This window comes from Salinisphaera hydrothermalis C41B8 (assembly GCF_000732535.1).
In the GTDB taxonomy this organism is placed as follows: Bacteria; Pseudomonadota; Gammaproteobacteria; order Nevskiales; family Salinisphaeraceae; genus Salinisphaera; species Salinisphaera hydrothermalis.
The window spans coordinates 16,406-39,675 of the sequence record NZ_APNK01000033.1; the positions used below are offsets into that span (position 1 = coordinate 16,406).

General features: G+C 63.1%; 15 protein-coding genes and 1 tRNA gene. 5 read left to right on the forward strand and 11 right to left on the reverse strand.

The annotated features are described in order from the left end of the window. Positions 1–240 precede the first annotated feature (240 nt). Positions 241–729 carry an Hsp20/alpha crystallin family protein gene (locus C41B8_RS15625; RefSeq protein WP_037340355.1) on the forward strand — a complete coding sequence of 163 codons (489 nt, stop codon included), beginning with the start codon at positions 241–243 and terminating at the stop codon, positions 727–729. A 719-nt stretch (positions 730–1,448) separates the two neighbouring features. On the opposite strand, the gene C41B8_RS15630 is transcribed toward C41B8_RS15625, so the two are convergent. After that, positions 1,449–1,859: a septal ring lytic transglycosylase RlpA family protein gene (locus C41B8_RS15630; protein ID WP_198025242.1), complete on the reverse strand. Its 411-nt coding sequence runs from the start codon at positions 1,857–1,859 to the stop codon at positions 1,449–1,451. A 663-nt stretch (positions 1,860–2,522) separates the two neighbouring features. Here C41B8_RS15630 and thpD point away from each other — a divergent pair. Continuing rightward, the gene (thpD, locus tag C41B8_RS15640) at positions 2,523–3,443 is read left to right on the forward strand and encodes an ectoine hydroxylase (protein WP_037340323.1); all 921 of its coding nucleotides are present in this window, start codon (positions 2,523–2,525) and stop codon (positions 3,441–3,443) included. Between the two features lie 109 nt (positions 3,444–3,552). Here thpD and C41B8_RS15645 read toward each other — a convergent pair whose 3' ends face one another. The 9 genes from C41B8_RS15645 to C41B8_RS15685 all read right to left on the reverse strand — a co-directional run bounded on the left by C41B8_RS15645 (position 3,553) and on the right by C41B8_RS15685 (position 19,909). Continuing rightward, positions 3,553–6,627: an efflux RND transporter permease subunit gene (locus C41B8_RS15645; RefSeq protein WP_037340325.1), complete on the reverse strand. Its 3,075-nt coding sequence runs from the start codon at positions 6,625–6,627 to the stop codon at positions 3,553–3,555. 16 nt (positions 6,628–6,643) lie between these two features. After that, positions 6,644–9,775 (reverse strand): multidrug efflux RND transporter permease subunit, encoded by a 3,132-nt coding sequence (locus tag C41B8_RS15650; RefSeq protein ID WP_037340327.1) that lies wholly within the window; start codon positions 9,773–9,775, stop codon positions 6,644–6,646. Further along, complete coding sequence (locus tag C41B8_RS15655) at positions 9,775–11,040, reverse strand: efflux RND transporter periplasmic adaptor subunit (protein ID WP_051883655.1); 1,266 nt, start codon at positions 11,038–11,040, stop codon at positions 9,775–9,777. Before C41B8_RS15655 ends, C41B8_RS15650 begins: the two co-directional genes overlap by 1 nt. 32 nt (positions 11,041–11,072) lie before the next feature. Next, complete coding sequence (locus C41B8_RS15660) at positions 11,073–12,620, reverse strand: efflux transporter outer membrane subunit (RefSeq protein ID WP_084189112.1); 1,548 nt, start codon at positions 12,618–12,620, stop codon at positions 11,073–11,075. A gap of 231 nt (positions 12,621–12,851) precedes the next feature. Then, positions 12,852–14,327 (reverse strand): efflux transporter outer membrane subunit, encoded by a 1,476-nt coding sequence (locus tag C41B8_RS15665; protein ID WP_084189114.1) that lies wholly within the window; start codon positions 14,325–14,327, stop codon positions 12,852–12,854. Beyond that, positions 14,327–17,440 carry an efflux RND transporter permease subunit gene (locus C41B8_RS15670; protein ID WP_037340330.1) on the reverse strand — a complete coding sequence of 1,038 codons (3,114 nt, stop codon included), beginning with the start codon at positions 17,438–17,440 and terminating at the stop codon, positions 14,327–14,329. The genes C41B8_RS15665 and C41B8_RS15670 overlap by 1 nt, the downstream gene beginning before the upstream one ends. A gap of 2 nt (positions 17,441–17,442) precedes the next feature. After that, positions 17,443–18,699, reverse strand: a complete 1,257-nt coding sequence (locus C41B8_RS15675) for an efflux RND transporter periplasmic adaptor subunit (protein WP_051883657.1) — start codon at positions 18,697–18,699, stop codon at positions 17,443–17,445. Between the two features lie 252 nt (positions 18,700–18,951). Then, positions 18,952–19,227 carry an HFCD family protein gene (locus C41B8_RS15680; protein WP_037340333.1) on the reverse strand — a complete coding sequence of 92 codons (276 nt, stop codon included), beginning with the start codon at positions 19,225–19,227 and terminating at the stop codon, positions 18,952–18,954. 605 nt (positions 19,228–19,832) lie between these two features. Next, positions 19,833–19,909: transfer RNA gene (locus C41B8_RS15685), tRNA-Arg, on the reverse strand. A 326-nt stretch (positions 19,910–20,235) separates the two neighbouring features. Between C41B8_RS15685 and C41B8_RS15690 the strand changes: the two genes are divergently transcribed. The 3 genes from C41B8_RS15690 to C41B8_RS15700 all read left to right on the forward strand — a co-directional run bounded on the left by C41B8_RS15690 (position 20,236) and on the right by C41B8_RS15700 (position 22,316). After that, complete coding sequence (locus C41B8_RS15690) at positions 20,236–20,871, forward strand: LysE family translocator (protein WP_037340336.1); 636 nt, start codon at positions 20,236–20,238, stop codon at positions 20,869–20,871. Positions 20,872–21,081: 210 nt separating this feature from the next. Then, the gene (locus C41B8_RS19805) at positions 21,082–21,549 is read left to right on the forward strand and encodes a DUF2501 domain-containing protein (RefSeq protein WP_051883658.1); all 468 of its coding nucleotides are present in this window, start codon (positions 21,082–21,084) and stop codon (positions 21,547–21,549) included. Between the two features lie 17 nt (positions 21,550–21,566). After that, entirely contained in the window at positions 21,567–22,316 is a 750-nt protein-coding gene (locus C41B8_RS15700) for an SDR family oxidoreductase (protein WP_037340371.1), read from the forward strand. 39 nt (positions 22,317–22,355) lie between these two features. On the opposite strand, the gene C41B8_RS15705 is transcribed toward C41B8_RS15700, so the two are convergent. Continuing rightward, positions 22,356–22,988, reverse strand: a complete 633-nt coding sequence (locus tag C41B8_RS15705; RefSeq protein WP_051883660.1) for a metal-dependent hydrolase — start codon at positions 22,986–22,988, stop codon at positions 22,356–22,358. Positions 22,989–23,270: the final 282 nt, after the last annotated feature.

The following is a 23,270-nucleotide window of genomic DNA, read 5'->3' on the forward strand; positions in this document are numbered from 1 at the left end:
TGCCGCGCTTGGACCGCGCGATCCATGACCGGTCGGGGAACCGCTCTAGTCGCTGCAGGATGCAGCAGTATGCCTGATCCGTGTTGGGCTCCGATACCGGGGCGCAGCGGGTGAAGGTGCGGCCTCAGTAAAAAACGATCAAATAAGTATTGAACTGTAAACCGTCGCCCCTAATTACAGAGACAGCAACGAGGGGCGCTCCTGACGGCGCCGCATTCGAAAGAAAAAATGGAGGTCATCATGGCAATTCAGCGCTATCAACCGTCGAGCCTGTTGCAACAGTTCAACGACGAGATCAACCGCATGTTTCTGGGCGAAACCGATGCCGTGCCGGCTGTCGCCGGTGGCAGCTGGCGCCCGGCGATCGATATCCACGAAAGTGATCAGGCCTATCTGATCGAGGCCGAAGTGCCGGGTATCGAACCCAAGGATATTGAAATCACGCTACGCAATGGCGTGCTGACCATGAGCGGTGAACGGGTTTACCAGCACGACACCCTCGAACATGCCGACAAGTCGGCCGAGAACAGCCAGACGAACGGGCGAAGCCGTGAGCCGGCTCGTCTGGTGGAGCGTCGATACGGACGGTTCGTGCGTCGCTTTACGTTACCGGACACGGCCGACGAGGATGCGATCGAAGCGCGAGCCGAAAACGGCGTGTTGAAAGTGACGGTACCGAAAAAGCCGCAGACTCAGCCTCGCCGCATCGAGGTGGTGTCGGATCAATAAGCGTCCATCCGCGAATTGGCGGAGCTCCGGCTCCGCTTTTTTTTTGGCTCTTCGCATAATTAGAGCCTATTCCAATAGGAGGGCGTGGTCTGCGCTGGTCTGAGCGTGTGCCCGGCTAGGCGCGGCCGACGCCGCGTGGTCATTCCACGTCAGGAGGCCGCAACGCCGCCGGGTGCGCGCGCAGACCCGCCCTTCGGGGCGCCCGCTCGGGCCGCAGGGCGGTGTCAGGGACTCCTTGTGTGGCGCCACCACACCGCGTCGCCCCTTCCTAACCCTGCCGCCCGAGCGGGCGCCGCAGCCTACGCCGTCCTATTGGAATAGGCTCTTAGCGGGGCCGATGCAAAACCGGCCCATGGCCACAGCTGGATGGCTAGATGGGCTGCGGTGTCACGGTGCATGGAATACGCCAAGTCCTAATGCGCCGCGTCTGTATTCCCGTGCCGTTGTGCGGCGACGCCTCGACGTGAACCGGCGAAGCCGGCGCCGTGCCGGGTACTCTTCTCTTGGTTACATCTGCCGAGCAAGCAAGAGAAGTGACTCGCGCTGCAGCGCGAAACCAAGGGTTGGCGAAAACGCGAGGGGGTTTCCGAGTCCTGGGTCGGCGATGCTGGCCCAGTGCATGGCTTGGTTGTATCGACCTATGCCTGAACCTCCGGGCCTCGCCGGAATCATGGCCCGCTAATCCGCGATGAACCTTTTTTTTGCGCGGTAATTGCCCCTCAATGCGGCTCCGATAGGATCTGTAGCGTCACCGGCACCACGCCCTGGCGCCGCATCTTGAGCCGTTTTGCGGCTGCTGCCGACAGATCGATAACGCGGCCGTGGACGAACGGCCCGCGATCGTTGATTCGTACGGTGACATGCCGGTGGTTGTCCAGATTGACCACCCGGACCCAGCTGCCCATCGGCAGGCTGCGATGAGCAGCGGTCAGGGCATGCGGGTTATAGGTTTCACCGCTGGCGGTGGTACGCCCGTCGAAACGTGCGGCGTAATAGCCCGCTTCACCGCGTTGGTAGACCCCGGCGCCGGGCCCGATTCGGGTGGAGGCGCATCCGCCAAGAGCGATCGCAAGCATCAGTGCCGCCACCATGGCAGACGGATTCGAGCGGCGCGTCATCAATCGAGGCATGGCGTGGATCGGATTGGCCGTAAGCGAGTAGGGCGGTCGGATCGCGAATAGCCGTATCGAGCTTAACGGCCCGGCCTGAATCGTGGCCGAACCCGACCGTAAGACCGGAAGCGCTAGGGCGTATTGAGGTTTCGTGCGAGTCCGCGCCAAGCGCTGTTTTGCGGCAAGACGAGGCGTAGCGAGCGCGGCGTAGTCGTTCTACGCGAGAGAGCTATAACGCTGTATTGCCGCAAAACAGCGCTTGTCCCGAAGGGTTGGGCCGCAAATCCCGCCCGGCGGCGTTGCGAGTCTGGGCCGTGGCCCGCCACGACGCGGCGACTCGCGCCTTGCCGGACACGATTTGCGGACGCCAACGCGGCGCTCGCACGAAACCTCAACACGCCCTAGGTGAACTCATGTATTGAGAGGTCGCGGCCTTGATCTCTAGCCTCGGCGCGGCTTATTGCGCAGCCCAACGATGGGCCGCGGTGAACGCGGCTCGAATGGCTGTGCCCGGCGGCCATAAGCCGCCATCGCAGGACGATTGCGTGTAGGACGGGGTTGCACGAACGACAGGCCGTTCGCCAAGGCGTGATCCGCCGGCCGCCTCCACAAGTGATCGTCCATCGAACGTTGATCGGCAGCCGCGCCGACCGCGGCGCCGCAGACCATCGAAGGATCATTATGCGAAACGACGACTACATCACCCGTACGGAACACCCGGAAGCACGTTATCGGCGGCGCGACCCGGTGGTCCATGCCGGTCCCGCCAACCGCTGGAACGGGCCGCTCGACGAAGGGGCGCTATCGGCGTTCGAGCGTGACGGCTTTCTCTGGTTCGAGGGGTTTTTTTCCCAGGATCGGATGGCGCCGTTCTTCGACGAACTGGCCGATATGAGCCGTGACGAAGAGTTGCTGCATTCGGATGGTGTGATCCGCGACCCCAAATCCGGCGCCGTACGTTCGGTGTTCGACATGCACCGCATCTCACCGCGTTTCGATGAGCTCACGCGGGATGCCCGGATTCTCGGCATGGTCCAGCAACTGCTGGGCGGCGATGTGTACATCCATCAGTCCCGGATCAACGATAAATACGGCTTTCAGGGCGCCGGCTTCGACTGGCATTCGGATTTCGAGACCTGGCACGCCGAGGACGGGATGCCGCGCATGCGTGCGATCAGCGCCTCGATCATGCTCACCGACAACAACGAGTTCAACGGCCCGTTGATGCTCATTCCCGGCTCGCATCATGAGTTCGTGCCCTGCCAGGGCACGACACCCGAGGAAAATTGGAAGAGCTCGCTCAAGGCACAGGAAGCCGGCGTGCCGAGTCAGCAGAATCTGCAGGCACTGGTCAATCGCGGCGGCATCACCGCGCCCAAGGGGCCGGCGGGTTCGTTGCTGTTGTTCGAATGCAACGTGTTGCATGCATCGAACTCGAATATGTCGCCGTGGCCGCGTTCCAATCTGTTCTTTGTTTACAACAGCGTCTGCAACGCGCTCGAGCAGCCGTTCGCGGCCGAAAACACACGGCCGTCGTTCCTGGCCAACCGCGAGACGCCGCAGCCGCTCGAACTGCACGATCCGTACGCGGCTATGCGTTGAGGGCCGCATCGACCGCATAGGGAACCGTTGCCAGCTGTCCAGTCCCGCCAACAACTGGTTTGGCGGGACCGGATAGCTAGAGGCCGGCACTCAAAAGGTGCCGGCTTTTTCATGCCTGGCGTTCGCGGCGGCGGCGCCAGCGCATGCGATCCATGACGAGATAGATCGCTGGCGTGGTGTAGATGGTCAGCAGCTGCGACACGATGAGCCCGCCGATGATGGTGATGCCCAGGGGCCGGCGCAGTTCGGAGCCGGGCCCGGAGGCGATCAGCAACGGCACTGCGCCCAGCACCGCCGCCATGGTGGTCATGGTGATCGGCCGGAAACGCTCGCGAGCGGCTTCGAAGATCGCTTTTTCCGGCGTCCAGCCGCGCGTGCGCTCGCCCTCGAGCGCGAAGTCCACCAGCATGATCCCGTTTTTCTTGACGATGCCGATCAACAGCACGATGCCGATCACCGGCATCAGCGATAGCTCGGTGCCGGTGAGATACAGCGCCAGCAACGCGCCGAGCCCGGCCGAGGGGAGGGTGGAGATGATCGTCAGGGGGTGGATCAGGCTCTCGTAGAGGATGCCGAGGACCAGATAGACCGATACCAGGGCTGCCACGATCAGCAACAGCTCGTGGCCGGCGCTGGCGGGATTGCTGCTGTCGCCGAGGTCGATATGAATATCCGACGGCGGGTGCAACGACGCCATGGCCTGCTGGATAGCGTCATGGGCCGCGCCCATGGCTGTGCCCGGTGCGAGGTTGTAGCTGAATGTCACCGACGGGAACTGGCCGTCGTGATGGACCGACAACGGCGCGGTGCCGATGCTGGTGGTGGTCACGGCCGAGAGCGGAATCTGGCGACCGTCGTCGGCGGTGACATAAATATGCGAGATATCCGCGATCTTGCGCTGCATACCCGGCACAACGCCGAGTACCACTTTGTACTGGTTGCTCTGGGTATGAATGGTCGATATCTGGCGCTGGGCGAAGGCATCGTGCAGCGCGGTATCGATGGCCGTCGCGCTGACATGTAGGCGAGCGGCGGCGGTCCGGTCGATATGCACATTGACCTGCGGCCCGCCTTCGTCCTGATCGGAACTGACGTCGGCAAGCTGTGGCATCTGGCGCAGCTTGGCGAGCACCTTGGATGTCCAATCGGACAACAAGGGCAGGTCCGGGCTCCATAACGTGAACTGATACGCGCCCTTGTCGCTGTGATGCACGCCCGTCGGCAGCGCCTGAATCGCGCTCAGAAACGTGCGCGCGTCCTTGACCTGGGCCAGTTTGGGACGCAGCCGGGCGATCACCTGTTGCGCGGTGGCCGTACGTTCGTCGGTGGGCTTGAGCGCCACAAACAGCCGCGCCTCGTTGCTGCCGCCACGGCCGGAAGAACCGACCGCATCGCCGACATGGGCTACGGCCGGATCGGCAAGCACGATATCGCGCACCCGTTTCTCGATCGCGTTCATCCGGGCGAACGAGGCGTCGGGCGCGCCCTGGGTCATGCCGATCAACAGGTCGGCATCGCCCTGGGGGATGAAGCTCTTGGGCAGATGCATGAACAGCCCGCCCATGAGCACCAGGGCCAGAAACGTCACGCCGATCATCAGCCAGCGCTGGTTGATCACATGCTTCAGGCTGCCGGTGTAGGCCGCGTTGAGGCGTACGAACAGCGGCTCCATGATCCGGTCGAGCCGGGTTTCGCCGGACTTCGGCGCACGCCGGATGAAACGACTGCAGATCATCGGTGTGACGGTCAGCGAGACCACGGCCGACACCGCGATGGCGAATACTAGCGTCAGCGAGAATTCGCGTAGCAGCCGGCCCGGAATGCCGCCCATGAGGACCAGCGGGCTGAACGCGGCGATCAGCGAAATACTGATCGAGACGACGGTGAAGCCGATCTGCCGAGCGCCGACGAACGCCGCGCGCAGCGGTCGCATACCGGCCTCCAGATTACGGTAGACGTTCTCGATCATCACGATCGCGTCGTCGACTACAAAGCCCACCGAAATGGTCAGCGCCATGAGTGACAGATTGTCGAGCGAGAAGCCGCACAGCCACATCAGAATCGCCGTGCCGGCCAGCGACAGGGGGACGGTGACGCCGGCGGCTATGGTCGGCACCCCGCGGCGCAGGAACAGCATCACCACCAGCATGACCAGCGCGATACTCGCCATGAGCGTGAATTGCAGATCGTTGACGCTGTCGTGGATGGTGACCGTGCGGTCGGAGAAGGTGGTGATGTTCACCCCGCTGGGGATCCAGCGATCGAGCGTCGGCAACATGTGCTTGATGCGCTCGACGGTGGCGACCACGTTGGCGCCGGAGGACTGGTGCACGATCAACAGCACCGCCGGCTTGCCGTCATAGGTACCGGTCTGGAGCCGATCGAGGGTGCCGGTGCTCACCCGGGCGACGTCGGACAGCGAGACGATCGTGCCGTCGTTCTTCTTGATCGGGATCCGGCGATATTCTTCGGGCGAGGTGAGCGAATCGTTGCTGCTGATGCCGAGCATACGGTTCGGCCCGTCGAAGCTGCCGAGCGGGCTGGCGACATTGGCGTTGATAATCGCCTGGCGCACGACGTCCAGCCCCACGCCCATATCCGCCAGCTGGCCCGGGTGCATGTCGACCCGGATCGCGGGCTGCTCGGCGCCGGTCACCGAGACATCCGATACCCCCTCGACCTGGGCAATGCGCTGGGCGATGACGGTGTCGGCGACATCGTAGAGGTCGCTCGGCGGCATCGTCTTCGACGTCAGCGCCAGGATCAGGATCGGAAACGCCGACGGATTGATCTTGCGCAGATGTGGGCTCTCGGGCAGATTGCCCGGCAGGTCGGCCTGGGCCGCATTGATGGCGGCCTGTACGTCCTGGGCCGCACCATCGACGCTGCGCGACAGCTCGAACTGCACCATGATATTGGTCGAACCGAGCGTGCTGGTCGAGGCCAGAGCCGTGACGCCCGGGATAGCGCCCAGACGCCGTTCGAGCGGTGCGGCGACGGTAGCGGCCACGGTCTCCGGACTGGCGCCGGGCAGGCTGGCCGACACGGTGATGATCGGCAGATCCACCGACGGCAGACTCGCTACCGGCAGAAACAGATAGCTCACCGTGCCGAGCAGCAGCAGCCCTACCGCCAGCAGGCAGGTGCCGATCGGGTTGCGAATGAACGGGGCAGAAATGTTCATCGGCAGATCGGGGCGATCAGCGCTGGCGGGGCGCGAGGCCCGGGCCGCGCTCGGCGTTGGCGCCCAGATAGCGCCCGAGCCGCGAGCGTTCGGTACGCGCCTTGACTCGGTCCATCGCCAGGTAGATGACCGGCGTGGTGTAGAGCGTCATCACCTGCGACAACAACAGCCCACCGATGATGGTCACGCCGAGCGGCACGCGCAGCTCCGAGCCGACGTTGTGCGACAGCGCCAGCGGTAGGGCGCCCAGCAGGGCGGCGAGCGTGGTCATCATGATCGGCCGGAACCGGCGCAGCGCCGCCTCGAAGATGGCGTCGTCCGGCGCCAGCCCGCGGTCGCGTTCCGCATCGAGGGCGAAGTCGATCATCATGATCGCGTTCTTCTTGACGATGCCCATCAACAGAATGATGCCGATGAGTGCGACCACCGACAGATCGTAGCCGAATGCCAGCAGGGCGAGCAGTGCGCCGACGCCGGCCGAAGGCAGCGTGGTGAGAATCGTGAACGGATGGATGAAGCTCTCATAGAGCACGCCCAGCACGATATAGATCACGATCACCGCGGCGAGGATCAGCCACGGCTCGACCGACAGCGACTTGGCAAACTCGGCGGCGCTGCCGACGAAGGTGCCCTGGATGGCCGACGGCATGCCGATCGACTGCTCGGTGCTCTGGATAGCGTTGATGGCCTGGCCGAGCGACACGCCGGGGGCGAGATCGAAGTTCAGCGTGGCCGCCGGAAACTGTTCCTGGTGCTGAATCGCGAGCGGCGCGGTGGTGAGTTGCGTGCTGGCGACCGAGCGCAGAGGGATTTGCGTGCCGTCGCTCGCCGGCACATACAGATTCGACAGAACCGACGGGTCGGTCTGATAGCGCGGCGCGGCTTCCAGCACCACGCGATACTGGTTCGCCTGACCGTAGATAGTCGAGATCTGGCGCTGGCCGAAGGCGTCGTAGAGCGTGTCGTCGACCGATTGCATGGTCACGCCGAGCCGGCCGGCGGCGCTGCGATCGACGTCGATCTTCACACGCGGCCCGGTATTGTCGATATCGGAAGACACATTGCGCACCTCCGGCACGTTGCCGAGCGCATGCGTGAGCCGGTTCGACCATTGCGTCAGGCGATCGGAATCGCTGTCGGTCAGCACGTACTGATACTGCGTCGGGCCGTTGGTGGTGGCGATCTGGATGCTCTGCACTGCCTTGAACACCACGTTCACGCCGGGGATGTTGGCCACGCGCTGTTTCAGGTCGGCCATGGTGGTATCGAGATCGTGGCTGCGCTCGCCGCGCGGCTTCAGCACGATCGACATGCTGCCGACGTTGGGCGTGGCGTTGGTCGCACTCACACCCACGGTGGAGGTGACCGCGGCCACGTCGGGATCGCGCTTGACCGCTGCATCGACCTGCGACTGCACGCGCTTCATAGCGTCGAACGATACGGCGTCGTCGGCCCGCGTCTGGGCGGTCAGCAGCCCGGTGTCTTCCTGCGGCAGAAAGCCCTTGGGTACGACGATATACAGCAGGATGGTCAACGCCAGCGTGGCGACCGTGACCCAGAGCGTGGCGGCTCGATGGGCCAGCACCCAGCGCAGGCTGTGTTCATAGCCGCGGGTCAGGCGCGTGACCGCGCGATCCGCGGCCCGCGAGAAACGCCCGGGTGCGCGTTGTTTCGTCGACAGTAGACGGGCGCACATCATCGGCGTGAGCGTGAGCGACACGATCGCCGACACCACGACCGACACCGACAGCGTGAGCGCGAACTCTCGGAACAGCCGGCCGACGATACCGGGCATCAGCAGCAGCGGAATGAATACCGCAATCAACGACAGCGTCAGCGAGATGACCGTGAAGCCGATTTCGCCCGCGCCCTTGTAAGCCGCGGTCATTGGCCGTTCGCCGGCTTCGAGATGACGCACGATGTTCTCGATCATCACGATCGCGTCGTCCACCACGAAGCCGGTGGCGATGGTCAATGCCATCAGCGAGAGGTTGTCGAGCGAGAACCCGGCTGCCCACATCACCCCGAAGGTCGCGATCAGCGACAGCGGCAGGGCAACGCCGGCGATCAGCGTGGCGCTGAGGCTACGCAGGAACAGCAACACGACCAGTACCACCAGCATCACGCTGATCACGAGCGTGAACTGCACGTCGCGCACCGAGGCGCGGATGGTGCCAGTGCGGTCGGACACGATCTGCATGTTCACGCCGCTGGGCATGGCCGAGCGCAGCTCCGGGAGCTTGGCCTTCAGGGCGTCGACGGTGGCCACGATGTTGGCGCCGGGTTGACGTTGCACGTCGAGTACCACGGCCGGCTTGCCGTTGAAATGCGCGGCCACTTTATTGTCTTCCACGCCGGAGACGATATGCGCCACATCGTCCAGGCGGACCGGGGCGCCGTTCTTGTAGGCGACGACAACGTTGCGATACGCCGCGGCGTCGGCGAGCTGGTCGTTGGCGCCGATGGTGTAGGCCTTCACCGCGCCCGATAGCGACCCTTTAGACTGGTTCGTATTGGCCGCGGAGATGGCGCTGCGCAGTGTCTCCAGCCCCAGCCCGTAGGACGCCAGCTGCGGCAGATCGGCCTGGATGCGTACCGCCGGGCGGATGCCGCCCTCGACCGTTACATGGCCCACACCGCCCACCTCGCTCAGCCGCTGCGCAAGCAGGGTGTCGGCGACGTCGCTCAGGCGCTGGATTGGCAGATTCTTCGAGGTCAGGGCGAGGGTAAGGATTGGTGTGTCCGCCGGATTGACCTTCGAGTAGCTGGGCGGATAGGGCAGATTGTTCGGCAGGTTACCGTTGGCTTCGTTGATCGCGTCCTGCACGTCCTGGGCCGCGGCATCGATATCGCGCCCGAGCACGAACTGCAGCGTGATCTGGCTGCGGCCCATGGAACTGGTCGACGTCATGTCGGACAGCCCCTGGATCTGGCCGAGCTGGTGCTCCAGGGGCGCGGTGATCAGGCGTGCGACAGTGTCGGCACTCGCGCCGGGCAGGCGGGTGCTGACCTGGATGGTCGGAAAGTCCACCTGCGGCAGCGACGAGATCGGCAGAAATCGATAGCCGAGAATGCCCGATAACAAGACGGCGAGCGCCAGCAGCGAGGTGGCGATCGGCCGGCTGATGAAAGCGTCGGAGACGCGCATTACGGCTGGGCCGGCTGCTTCGACTGCCCGGCACCGTCGGTGCCGTTATGGGTGCCATCGGGTGTACTCGCGGCATTGCCGTCGGATTCGCCCGCGTGCCCGACCGACTGCGAGGCCTTGGCGCTGTCCGCCGGCGCCGATTGCGCGTTTGACTGGTCGACCTTGACCTTGGCGCCGTCGGACAGCTGGCCGAAACCGGCCGTGATGACCGTTTCGCCCGGTTTGACGCCTTTGGCGATCACGGCCTCGGTTTCATTCTGCTGCGCCACGGTGATCGCACGCATGGTGGCCTTGCCGTGATCGATACCGTAGACGAACGCCCCGTTCGGCCCTTGTTGCACGGCGGCTACCGGCACCACTGTCGCGTTGGACAGCGTGCCCACCTGAAGACGTACGTTGACGAACTGGCCGGGCCAGAGTTGTTCGTTCGCGTTCGGCAGGACTGCCTTGAGCTTGATCGTGCCGGTGGTGGTGTCGACCTGGTTGTTGATGACTTCCAGATGGCCGGTATCCAGCACCTTGTTGCCGTCCGGGCCGACGACACGAACCGTCAGCGGCCCCTTGGCGTCGGCCGCACGGATACGCGCGACGTCTTCCGAGGGCAGGGTGAATACCACGGCAATGGGTTGCAGCTGTGTGAGCACCACGATATCGGTGCTGCTGGCGCTGACGATATTGCCTTCGTCGACCTGGCGAATGCCGGTGCGTCCGGTGATCGGCGCGACCACCGAGGTATAGCCCAGTGTCGCCTGCGCGCTATCCACCGCCGCCTTGTCGGAATCCACCTGGGCCTCGTCCTGGCGTACGGTCGCACGGGCCTGGTCGGCCTGCTGTTTGGAAACGTAATTGGTGGTCGCCAGCTTGGCGTAGCGTTTTAGATCGAGCCGGGCGTTGGCGAGCGCGGCGCGGTCCTTGGCCAGTGTTGCCTTGGCCTGTTCGAGATCGGCCTTGTAGGTGGTCGGATCGATCTTGGCGAGCACGTCGCCTTTCTTCACCTTCTGACCTTCCTTGAAATTCAGGCTCAGGAGCTTGCCGCCGACCTGCGGCTGGACGGTCACCGTCTGATAGGCCTGGACCGTGCCCACGCCGTCGAGAATCACCGGCATATCGCGTGTGACCGCCTCGGCGGTGAGCACGGGGACCGCATGTTCGCCCGCGCCGGCCCGTCGTCCCGACTTGCGATGGTGCGCCGACATGGCGAACCAGATCAGTGCTGCGAACGCGGCCAGCAGGATCAGGCCGGTGAGAATACGTCGTCTAGTCATCGTCCATCATTCCTCGCGCCAGCCGCGTGCGCTCAAAGGCTTGGCATGTCGGTGTAGCCTTTCGACTGGCGCGCCTGGGTTTCGTCCCAGCCCCCGCCGAGGGCTTGATACAGGCTGACGGCCGCCTTCAGTCGGGCTTCGCGTGCCTGGGCCAGCGAATCCCGGGCGTTGAATAGCGTCTGCTCGGTGTTGAGTACCGTCGTGACATCAGTGATGCCTTGCTTGAGCCGGGCGCGCGAGATATCGAGGGCGCGCTGCGCCAGCTTCACCGCCTGCCGTTGGCGTTTTTCCTGCTCGGTGGTCTGGCGGATGGCAGTCAGGGCGTTGTCGACATCCTCGAAGGCACTGAGCACATCGCCCTGATAATTCGCCAGCAGCTCGTCGTATCGTCCGCGGCTCACCGCAAGCTGGCCCCGCAGCTGGCCGCCCTCGAACAGCGGCTGGGTGATGTTGCCAGCCAGCGAATAGAATTCGTTGAGCGGATTGAACAGGCTGTGTAACGCAGCGTTCTGCCATCCGCCCTGGGCGGTGAGGTCGAACGTCGGGAACAAGGCCGCTTTGGCGTTGGATACGTCATAGCGCGCCGCGGCGAGCTGGGCCCGTGCCTGGGCAATGTCGGGTCGGCGGGTGAGTAGCGTCGAGGGCAGGCCCGCCTTGATCGAAGGCACGGCGATTTTGGACGGATCGGTAATCTTGAGGTCCAGATCCGCCGGGGCCACGCCTAGCAGTACGGCCAGCGCGTTGATGTTCTGCTGCAGCTGCTCGCGGATCGGCGGGATCGCGGCCAGCTGTGTCGCGACCTGGGTCTTTTGCTGGGCCACGTCGAGCGCGGTGCCGATGCCAACCTGCAGCTGTGCTTGTAACGCCTTGAGCAGATCACGCGCGATACCGAGATTCTGCTGCGCGATATGCAGACGCTCCTTGAGCATCACGATCGTGAAGTAGGTCGTTGCCACGTTCGATTCGACGGTCAGCGCGACCGTGGCCGCATCGTATCGATTCGCCAGCGCCGACTGCTTGGCCGAGGCCAACGCGCTGCGGTTCTTGCCCCAGAAATCCAGCTCGTAGCTGGCGCTCAGTTCGGCCTGATAGTCGTTGCTCGTCGTTGCACCCGACGACCCCACGTTGATCGAACCGCCCTGACCGTTGGGAATGTTGTAGGACTTCGAATTCGAGCCCGCACCGCGATAGCTGTGGGTCGCCGAACCCTGGGCGCTGAGGGTCGGGAACAGCGCCGCGCCCGAGACGCGGATCTGAGCATCGGCCTGGGCGATCCGGGCGGCTGCGGCCGCGATGTCGTAGTTGTTTCGGCGTGCCTCGTGGACGAGGGTGTCGAGCTCCGGCGAGCTGAAATTCCGCCACCAGGTGGGGGATGGCCATACTGATGCGTTACTCGAATCCGCGCCCCGGTAATGCGTGGGTGTGACGGATTTCGGCGCCTTCACGTTCGGTGCAAGCATACAGCCGGTCAGCGCGAGCATAACCACGCCGAGCGCGGGCATGCGAGCACAGCGACAGCCGGTACGCAGGCCGCCGGGACGTGGAGTGCGACGACGCGGGCCGCGTGGAAGAACAGTCATGGTGCGGATATTACAGCGCCCGGATATGTCAGGGGGTTATCGGCAGAGCGCGGATTTGTCGCAAGATTTGTGCAATACCGTGCCTGACATCATTTGATACAAATCGAACATGGGCTGCCGATCGGGCGTCGTGGGTATTGGCCCCTCCGTCAGCCGCTTATCGCTCCGGCGTACGTCGATGTCGAATATGGGCGCGGCGGTTCGTCCAAAGTCATCAGCTTTCGTCTTTGTTCAGCTGGAAGAGTCTCGCGTGGCGTCGTCGTTACCCGATGTACGGGCTGTATCCGATAGCACGCCCCCGCCGAGCACCTTGTACAGGGTTACGAGGTTAGTGTCGCGCGACAGGCGTTTGGAGATCATGGTTTGTTCGGCGCTGTAGTAGGACTGCTGGGCTTCGTAGACATCGAGTGAACTCGCGGTTCCGATACCCTGCTGGGCTCGGGTTCGCCGGTACGATCCACGCCGCGCATCCACCAGTTCGCGCTGCGCCGCCAGCTGTTCCCCGATGGTGGCGCGGGTGGCCAACGCGTTGGCGACCTCCTCGAAGGCGGTCTGGATCGTCTGCTGATAATCGGCCAGATCGATCAGCTTCTGGGTCTTGTTCTCGTTCAGAGTGGCGCGGTTCGAGCCGAAGTCGAAGATCGGCAGCGAAATGGTCGGCCCTACGCTCCAGGTGCGATTGTCCGACGAGACGAGATGGGTCAGGCCCTCGGTGGCATAACCGGCGCTCGCGGTAAGACTCACGGTGGGGAAGAAAGCGGCACGCGCGGCACCGATGTCGGCATTGTCGGCTTTCAGGGTATGTTCGACGGCCAGCACGTCGGGTCGGTTACGAAGCACGCGTGAGGGTACACCCGACGGCAGGGTGGTGAGCACCGCGTTGTCCGGCAGGACGTCTGCGGGCAGATCGGCTTTCGGTATGGTGGTGCCCGCCACCAGGTTGAGCGCATTGCGATCCTGGGCCACGGTCGCGGTGTAGCTCGCGACATCCTCGCGTGCCGAGGCGACGCTGGCACGAGCGTCATCCACATCGCTGCCGGTGTTGAGCCCCAGACGATGACGGCCCATGACTTTCTGATAATAATCGCGTTGACTGGTCAGGGTTTTGGCCGCGAGCTCAAGCAATGCCTTGTCCGCGGCCAGCGTGAGCCAATCATTGGCGGTTTCCGCAATCAGGCTGATCTGCGTGCTTCGCCGTGTGGCCGCCGACGACAGCAGAGACTGAAACGCGGCCTGCTTGTTGTTGCGCAATTGGCCGAAGAAATCGAGCTCGTAGCTGGTGAAGCCAAGCGACAGGCTCGATGATTTGCTTATGTCGTCGCTGCTGCTCGCCGACGTGCTGCTGGACTCGTCAGAGGATTTCTCGATCGTCGCGCTTCCGGTGGCGTCGATCGAGGGAAATAGCGCCGCGCCTTCCAGATGGTATTCGGCTCGGGCTTTTTCGATATCCAGTGCCGCCTGGCGCAGATCCTGGCTGTTGTTCAAGGCGAGCTGCACGGTGCGGCGAAGCCTGGGATCAACGAAAAACTGGTGCCAGCCGAGCTTGCGTACAGGGATGGCGTTCGCGTGCGTGGCCGTGGCCGGCGCTGCGTCGGGCCATTGATCGGGAATGGCCGGTTTTGGGCGATGGAAGTCCGGTGCCAGATTGAAGCAGCCGGTCAACGCCGCGAGCAGCGGCAGTACGGTCACGAAACGCAGGCGCCTCATCATTCGGCCCTCGGCTGTTCAATCGCATGTCGACGCTTCCAGCCGGCGCGGACCACCACAAAAAAGATGGGTACGAAGAAAATGCCCAGAACAGTGGCGGTGACCATGCCGCCGAACACACCGGTACCCACCGAATTGCGCGCTGCCGCACCGGCGCCGGTACTGATGACGAGCGGGAAGACGCCCAGCCCGAATGCCAGCGAGGTCATGAGAATCGGCCGCAGGCGCAACCGCACGGCGCGCAGGGTGGCATCCAGAATCGACAGGCCGCCTCGTTCGAGCTCGCTAGCGTATTCGACGATCAGGATCGCGTTCTTGGCCGACAACCCGACCGTTGTCAGCAGCCCGACCTGGAAATAGACATCGCCGGCCATGCCGCGCAGCAGTGTGGCGCCGACTGCCCCCAGCACCCCGAGCGGTACCACCAGCATCACGGCCAGCGGGATGGACCAGCTTTCATACAGAGCGGCGAGACAAAGAAACACAAACAGCACCGAGACGCCATAGAGCAGCGGCGCCTGGTTCCCGGATAGTTTTTCCTGATAGGAAATGCCGCTCCACTCGTAGCCGATGCCGGCGGGCAGTTTCGACACAAGTTTGGCGACCTCCGTCATGGCCTGGCTGGAGCTTATCCCGGCCGCCGGTTCGCCGTTGATCTCGAACGCCGAGTCGCCGTTGTAGCGCTGGATCGATTGGGGGCCGTAAGTCCAATGGGTGCTCGCGAACGCCGAGAAGGGCACCATCTGGTCGTCGCTGTTGCGCACGTACCAGCTCCCGATATTGCCGGGCAGCATGCGATACGGTGCTGCAGCCTGCATGTAGACTTTCTTGACGCGCCCGTCGTGAATGAAGTCGTCGATGTAGGTGCCGCCGAACGCAGCCGACAGCGTGCTGTTGACGTCCGACAGGTCCAGGTCGAGCGCACTGGCCTTGGCGTCGTTGATATCGACCTCAAGTTGGGTCGCCGAATCCTCGCCGTTGTTGCGGACCTGGGCGAGTTTGTTGTCTGCCCGCGCCAGTTTGAGGAATTTGTCGCGTGCAGCGGTGAGTTTGGCGCGGCCTACACCGCCGACATCCTCCAGTTCCAGGTCAAAACCTGATGAGCTGCCAAGACCATGGATCGCCGGCGGGCTCTCGACGAAGACTCGGGCATCACGCAGACTCGACAGATTCCGTGTAGCCTTGGCGGCAATGGCCTCGGCCGAGGTCACGCTGCCGGTGCGTTGCCCCCAGGGCTTGAGCTTGATGAAGGCGATGCCCGAATTCTGGCCGCTGCCGCCATGCGAGAATCCAGCGATCGCCATTACTGATTTAACGTTGGGCTGCTTCTCGAAATAGGTCTCCACCTGTGAGATCGAATCGCGCGTGCGCTGCATCGTCGCACCCGAAGGCAGTTGCACCTCGGCCATCAGCACGCCCTGGTCCTCGGTCGGCAGGAACTCGCTCGAAAGCTGCGTATACAGCAGGGCCACACCCGCGCAAATCACTACGAATAGCAGCATGATCCAGCCGCGATGGCGGGCCAGGTAGCGAACGCTGCGCGTATAGCCATCGGTAAAACGCGCCAGACCCCGATTGAAGGGACCGAACAGTCCGCGTTCGCGGTCGTGTCGAGCCGGTTTTAGCAGGCTGGCGCAGAGCGCGGGTGACAGCGTCAGCGCCACCAGTACGGACAACACCATGGCCGCAACGAGCGTGACCGAGAACTGACGATAGATCGCGCCCGTGGAACCGCCGAAGAAAGCCATGGGCACGAATACCGCGGACAGCACCAACGCCACCCCGATCAGGGCACCGCTGATTTCGCTCATTGCTTGGCGCGTGGCATCGCGTGGTGATAAGCCCTGTTCCTCCATGACGCGCTCGACGTTTTCGACCACCACGATGGCGTCGTCCACGAGCAGGCCGATTGCGAGCACCATGCCGAACATGGTGAGGGTGTTGATCGAATAATCCATGTACGACAACACGCCGAAAGTGCCCATCAGCACCACCGGCACGGCCAGCGTGGGGATCAACGTGGCACGCGGGCTCTGCAGGAACAGGAACATGATGGCGACGACCAGGGCGATTGCCTCGAACAGCGTCTTGACTACTTCCTCGATGGAGACCTTCACGAACGGTGTCGTGTCGTACGCGACCTCGGCCTTCAACCCTTTCGGGAAGAAGGGCTCCATAGCATTGAGCTTCGCTTTGACGCGCTTGGCCACCGCCATGGCATTGGCGCCTGAGGCCAGCTCGATACCGAGACCGGCCGCAGGCCTGCCGTTGAAGGTCGAATTGACCGAATAATCTTCGCTGCCGAGTTGCACTTTGGCGACATCGCCGAGATGTACCTCCGAGCCATCCGCTTCGGATTTCACGATGATGTTGCGGAATTGTTTGGCCGAGGTGAGCCGACTGCGCGCCTGGAGAGTGGCATCCAGCTGCTGCTTCGGCACCGCCGGGAGGCCGCCGATCGAGCCTGCGGCGACGTTGGTATTCTGCGATTCCACCGCCTCGCTGACGTCGGACGGCATCAGCTTGAATTTGTCCAGCTTCTTCGGATTCAGCCAGATCCGCATGGCGTATTCGGATCCCAGCGTCTTGGTATTGCCGACACCATTAAGCCGTGAAATGGGATCGGCGAGGGAGCTAGCGATGTAGTCGCCGATATCGGCCTGACTCATCGAGCCGTCGTCCGAATACAAGGCGACCACCATAGCGATGTCGCTAGATGTCTGGGTGACTGTGATGCCCTGTTCCTGCACCGAGCTGGGCAACCGGGATTCCGCCGATTGCAGCTTGTTCTGCACCTGCACCTGCGCAATGTCTGGATCGGTGCCGGATTCGAAGGTGAGCTGGATCTGCGCCGAGCCCTGCGAGGTCGAGGACGAGGTCATGTACAGCAGATTATTCAGACCGGTCATCTGCTGTTCGATCACCTGGGTGACCGACTGTTCGACGGTCTTTGCCGAGGCGCCGGTATAGGTCGCGTTGATCGAGATGCTCGGCGGTGCGATGGTCGGATATTGTTCGAGCGGCAGCGTTTCGATCGAGATGATGCCGCCGAGCACGACCACGATGGCGATCACCCATGCAAAAATGGGCCGGTCGATGAAGAAATTGACCATCTTCAGCCGCCCGTAGCGCTCGTCGATGCGTTGTCGTGATCCTGCTTGTCGGTTCCGACGCCTGTGTCGGCGCTGGATGTCGCTGTGTCGTCGTTGCTCTTTAGCGCTTTGCCCTCGGCGTCGACGGCGACGGTCTTCACCGTGTCCCCGGCGTTGACCTTGCCCAGCCCCTGAACGATTACCCGATCGCCGGCCGCTAGGCCCTGGGTCACCCGCCAGCGATTGCCGGCTGCCGCTGCGATTTGCAGCGAACGGGAGATCACCTTGTCTTTTGCGTTGACGACCAGGCAATGCGCGTTGCCGCTATCGTCCCGGGTGACCGCCTGCTGCGGGACCAGCAGCGCTTTGGTCGCTACGCCCTGCGGCAGTGTCGCGTTCACGTACATGCCGGGCAGCAGATCGTGGTTCGGATTCTGCACGATGGCCCGCAGGGTGACCGTGCCGCTGGTTTCGTCGACCGAAGCCCCGGCGAACTCGAGGCGCCCGTCGAGCTTTATGCCCGGATTGCCGGCTGGCGAAATCTCCACTTTGACCTTGTTGTCGTCGGTGGTCGCGAGCTTGCCCTGACGAAGCGCCTGTTTCAGATCCAGAAACCGGGTATCGGTCTGCTTGATATCGACGTAGATCGGATCGAGCTGGCGAATGGTTGCCAGCGCCGTGTCCTGGGCATCGGTGACCAGGGCGCCAGGAGTGTAGGTCGAGGCGCTGATCACGCCGGAAATCGGCGCCTTGATCCGGGTATAGTCGAGATTGATGCGGGCCGTTTCGAGAGCGGCCTTGTCGGCCTGAACGGTGGCACGGTCCTGGGCCAGCGTAGCGACGGCGTCATCCTTGTCCTGTTCGCTCACCGCGTCGATCTTGGCCGCCTTGATATAGCGTTCGGCCTTGGGACGGGCTGACTGGACGGCGGCCCGGGCTTCGGCGAGATCCGCGTTGGCCGAATCATAGGCGGCTTGATATTTCGCCGGATCGAGCTGGTAGAGCGCCTGGCCTTTGTGGACTTCGCTGCCTTCTTTGAACAGCCGCTTTTCGATGATGCCTTCCACCTGGGGGCGTACATCCGATGTCATGTAGGCTGCGGCGCGACCGGGCAGGGTGGTCTTGATGGTGTAGCGTTGCCGCTTGAGCGTGTACACCCCGACAGTGGTCGGCTGACTGGTCTGAGACGCGTTGGTTTGTGTCGAACATGCGCTGAACAGCGTGGCAGCCGCGGCCATCGCCGCCAGGAACAGCCCGCGACTGTATTTATTCACATTCATGCCCGCCCATTGGCCTCAACATTAATCGGGTGCATCATGCACGCGGAATGTGGAGGAATTTTGGAGCGTGGGCGCACCTGGGGGACAGTTGCTATGGCCCGACGCTGCGCTGGCCGGCGCCATCGTCGTGCTTACTCGGGCAAGGCTTCACCGGCGAACCGACAGTCTTGAGGTGAGTCGAGTACGGCAGCGGAGTTATATCGATAGCGCCTAATGCGCCGCGTTTGCGCGTGCATGTGCAGCACTCGTGGACTACAGGACGCCCGGCGGATTGGCTCGTGCTGCCCCTTTGCCCCAGCAGGTAAGCCGCGGTGCCTTGATGCCGAATGGATCCGGGGTACGAGCCACGTTCTTGTGGATGATATCGTCCACCGTGGCCGGTTCGTATAGAACGCCGGTGCCGGTGCGAAAAATGACCGCGCCCATGTCGGCCAGACAGGTGGGCTCGGAAGCTGCCCGGGCGCAGCCAGAAAATTCGTGCGTTGGGAGCGCTACGGCATGAAACTCTTCCAGCGCGAACGAGATCACGTAGCGTGAACCGCCGTCGGCGCGCGGTTGTTGCTATGGCGTTCGGAGCGGCCGACCCGCTTTTACGGAGTCTTCTGCATCACGGGCTCTAGCGGAACATCCGCCTCACCGGCGTGTGGCACAAACGCCCGATGGCTTCGTCAATATATGAAGGACTGGAGCGCTTCTGCCATGCGTGGCGTTCTTATAAAGCGGTGCACCAGTAGTCTGGCTACTCCCGATGCGTTGCCGGACCTGGCGCGCCCGCCAGGATTATTCGCCGGCGATGCCGGCTCACCTTTTCGGGCCCGTGCCGCTTCGCGGCCCGGTTCGGATGCGCTTGTGCGCATCCGTCGAACCTGGCTTGTTATCTGTCGCAGGTTCGAATGGGCATTGTTCGGTCTTGAAAACAACCGCTTGTATAGCGGGGTTTCTCGAATATGGCGCGCCCGGCAGGATTATTCGCCGGCGATGCCGGCTCACCCTTTCGGGCCCGTGCCGCGCGGCGGCCCGGTTCGGATGCGCTTGTGCGCATCCGTCGAACCTGGCTTGTTATCTGTCGCAGGTTCGAATGGGCATTGTTCGGTCTTGAAAACACTCGCTCGTATAGCGGGGTTTCTCGAATATGGCGCGCCCGGCAGGATTCGAACCTGCGACACTCGGCTTCGAAGGCCGATGCTCTATCCAGCTGAGCTACGGGCGCTGAAGAACGCTCATTGTAGAAGATAAGTTCGCTTGGTCCAGTCCTCTCCTGCGCCTGATCAACGCCTCGGCTATCTGCCACCGCTGTACGCAAGACCGTGGCCGGCGTCAATGCGGTCGCCGCGCGCGTTCGCGTCGTGCCGCTTCCAGCCGCCGGCAATCGTCAGCGAACGAATTATCGCTACCGGCGCAACGCCTTGCTACGCCGCGCTTGTCGGTCGATCAGTTGCCGGCAACGGAAATAGGGTCGCCGCGGATTGATTGTGGGTTGTCGGGCGTCTGCACCATCGTGGATGATCCGAGAACATCTGGTTCGGGCGGTCCGGTATGAGTTTGCACGGTATCCTGCTGTTGGCATTCGCGACTTTCGTATTCGTGATGACGCCGGGGCCCGGTGTATTTGCGCTGATATCCCGTTCGCTCCAGGGCGGCGCCATGGCAGGGCTCGCGTTAACGATCGGTCTGATGACGGCCGACATTCTCTATCTCAGCGCGGCGCTGGCGGGTTTGGCCTTTATCGCACGCGATTTCCATACGCTGTTTCTTGCCGTCCGGTTGATCGGCGGGGTCTATTTGATAGCGCTCGGGATTCGCGCTTGGCGCAGCCCGGCTACGCCGATGGGCGAGGTCGGGCGTGTCAGACGTTCCCCCAGCCGAGACCTGCTCGCCGGTTTTCTGACGTCGGCATCCAACCCGAAGGTCATCCTGTTCTATCTCGGCCTGCTTCCCAACTTCGTCGATATGCAAGCCATGACGGCCGCCCGTTTTCTGGGCACGGCAGCTGTGGTCGCGTTCACTCTGGCCGCAGGCGCGTTGATTTATATCGTGCTGTGCGCCAGAGCGCGGCGCCTGTTCGCGTCGACTCGTGCCGTGCGATATCTCAACCGCACATCGGCTGTGGTCCTGGTCGTCGCCGGTGTGTTGGTGGCATCCGGCGCCGGGCAGAACTCCTCTTCAGTGTGATGGCCGCGCATTTCAGCGCGACGAATCGGGCGAATATGACACCGACCGGGCCGGCGAGGCGCATTCGGATGCAAAGAGCGACGAAATGTGGTGAGCAAGGCCGTTCGCTTGGGGCTCAATCGGTCACGTACGGTTGGCGCAAGTCACCGGTGCACGATCGGATAATCCTTGGTGCATCGGTCCTACGTGCCGCGTTCAAAGGAGCAGCATATGACGCGTCGATATCTCGGGATCGCATTGCTTGCCGTCGCGCCTATCTTGCCGGGTCTGGCCTCGGCCAACGCTTTTGATCACCTGAAACAGAGTGCTTCGAGCCTGATGAATAGCTCGGGCATGACACAGAATCAGAACGCCGTCGGTTCGGCGACGCTGCTGCGCGAGCTCGGCAGCGGGTCGTTCAACTTGGCAAGCCCACAGAACGTGGCGGGAGTGCTTGGCTATTGCGAAAAGCACGGCTACGCACAGAGCGCCACGCAACAAGTGAAGAACAGTCTTCTGAGCAAAATCGGCGGGCGGACCTCGGCGGAAAAGAGCGCCGGCTTTCAGCAGGGCCTTTCGGGTGTGCTCGAGAGCGGGCAGGGCAATCGGTTCAATCTGACGGGCCTGGAGGATCGAATCGGCAGCCGCGTGTGTGGTGCGATTGCCCACCGGGCCCTTTCTTCGTTTCTCGGGCAATGACGGCCGCCCCGCATGATATGAGCGCTCCGGTGGTACTCATTACCGGGGCCAGTCGCGGCATCGGGGCGGCGACGGCTCGCCGGGCCGCCGCCGCGGGCTATCGCGTGGCGGTCAACTATCGCCGTGACGAGGCGGCAGCGTGGGGCGTTGTCGATGCGGTACGTCGCGCCGGCGCCCAGGCTGTCGCCATTCAGGGAGATGTGTCCGACGAAGCGGATGTGCGCCGGATATTCGAAGGCGTTGACTTAGCGTTCGGACGACTGACGGCTCTGGTCAATAATGCGGGTGTTCTGGAGACGCAGGCGCGGGTCGATGGCACGGATGCCGAGAGGCTGCAGCGTATTCTGGCGACCAACGTGATCGGATCGTTTCTTTGTGCCCGCGAAGCGATCCGTCGCATGTCCACCCGCTATGGCGGGAGCGGCGGGGCCATCGTCAATGTGTCGTCGGCAGCATCGCGTCTTGGCGCGGCGGGCGAGTATGTCGACTATGCGGCATCTAAGGGCGCGATCGACACCATGACGATCGGGCTAGCTCAGGAAGTGGCCGGCGAAGGTATTCGGGTGAACGCCGTACGCCCGGCGTTTATCTACACTGAGATGCATGCCAGTGGTGGCGAGCCGGGCCGTGTGGATCGAATCAAGACTGGCTTGCCTATGCGGCGCGGCGGTCAACCCGAGGAAGTCGCCAATGCGATCGTATGGTTGTTGTCGGACGAAGCCTCCTATGCCACAGGCACGTTCGTGGAAATGGCGGGCGGGAAATAAATGAGCAGGCCCGAGCACGCGAGGACGGTGACCGATCACTCAGAACGGCCAGCGCGGCATCCATGGCATGACCAATAGTGTGGCCCCCGCCATCAAGGCCGTCGCGACAGGGCGGCGGTAGTCGAAGAGTTTGAGCGCCGTACCGAAGGAACGTTTCAGCCTGGCGCCTTCGAGGTCGATGCTGAAGCATTCATCGAGTAGCAGATGGATTAGCATGCCGAGCGCGACGGCGAGTCCATCGCTCCAGGCCAAGCGAGCGGGTTGGGCGAAACAGCGGAAGCTGATGGCGACGGTCGAGAATGTGACGGCCGCAACAGCAAGCAGCGAATGCCAACTGGCGCGATGTCTCGTAAGTGCACGGAACACGACGGCTACGACGTCGCGAATCCCTACATAAAGCGCCAATGCCAGGCATGTTGCGCCCAGAGCAGAGAGTATGGGTCGTGCCAGGGCGAGGGCGGCCAGGGCGGCCGTAATGGCTAGCACAGTAAAAATCAGACGGGTCGAGTGCGATTTATCCGCGTCGATGTCCGGCATGATGCCGCCGAGTGCGACCAGAACGACAAGCGCTGGCGTCTGGCTTAGTGACCAGACACCCGCGGAGAGGCCAGAGGCTGCAAACGCTGCGCCCACCGAGGCCGCTACGCCGATGTGTGTCGTGAAGTTCGCCAAGACAGAATGGGTGGTGTACAAACGTTCAGTTTATGGAGATGAAAAACCTTTCGCAATAATCGGTTAGGGATAAGCTGCGCAGGCGGTGCAGGTGATGGCGACCGCCGGGCGGTGAATGGCATGACTACGGTTGTAGCCGGATACTCGCGCTATCCGAGTGCACGGTCGGCAGGTCGTAGACTGCGAAAGCCCAGTAATGACAAGGGCTGCGAGTTTTTCTTCAAAAAAACCGTTGACACGTATCGACGAAGGTCTAGAATGCGCATCTCTCGCAAGGCAGCG

Bases quoted from the DNA above. Each gene is read 5' to 3' on its own strand.
- C41B8_RS15625 (WP_037340355.1), top strand. From the start codon at position 241: ATGGCAATTCAGCGCTATCAACCGTCGAGCCTGTTGCAACAGTTCAAC.
- C41B8_RS15630 (WP_198025242.1), bottom strand. From the start codon at position 1,859: ATGCCTCGATTGATGACGCGCCGCTCGAATCCGTCTGCCATGGTGGCG.
- thpD (WP_037340323.1), top strand. From the start codon at position 2,523: ATGCGAAACGACGACTACATCACCCGTACGGAACACCCGGAAGCACGT.
- C41B8_RS15645 (WP_037340325.1), bottom strand. From the start codon at position 6,627: ATGAACATTTCTGCCCCGTTCATTCGCAACCCGATCGGCACCTGCCTG.
- C41B8_RS15650 (WP_037340327.1), bottom strand. From the start codon at position 9,775: ATGCGCGTCTCCGACGCTTTCATCAGCCGGCCGATCGCCACCTCGCTG.
- C41B8_RS15655 (WP_051883655.1), bottom strand. From the start codon at position 11,040: ATGACTAGACGACGTATTCTCACCGGCCTGATCCTGCTGGCCGCGTTC.
- C41B8_RS15660 (WP_084189112.1), bottom strand. From the start codon at position 12,620: ATGACTGTTCTTCCACGCGGCCCGCGTCGTCGCACTCCACGTCCCGGC.
- C41B8_RS15665 (WP_084189114.1), bottom strand. From the start codon at position 14,327: ATGAGGCGCCTGCGTTTCGTGACCGTACTGCCGCTGCTCGCGGCGTTG.
- C41B8_RS15670 (WP_037340330.1), bottom strand. From the start codon at position 17,440: ATGGTCAATTTCTTCATCGACCGGCCCATTTTTGCATGGGTGATCGCC.
- C41B8_RS15675 (WP_051883657.1), bottom strand. From the start codon at position 18,699: ATGAATGTGAATAAATACAGTCGCGGGCTGTTCCTGGCGGCGATGGCC.
- C41B8_RS15690 (WP_037340336.1), top strand. From the start codon at position 20,236: ATGAGTTTGCACGGTATCCTGCTGTTGGCATTCGCGACTTTCGTATTC.
- C41B8_RS19805 (WP_051883658.1), top strand. From the start codon at position 21,082: ATGACGCGTCGATATCTCGGGATCGCATTGCTTGCCGTCGCGCCTATC.
- C41B8_RS15700 (WP_037340371.1), top strand. From the start codon at position 21,567: ATGAGCGCTCCGGTGGTACTCATTACCGGGGCCAGTCGCGGCATCGGG.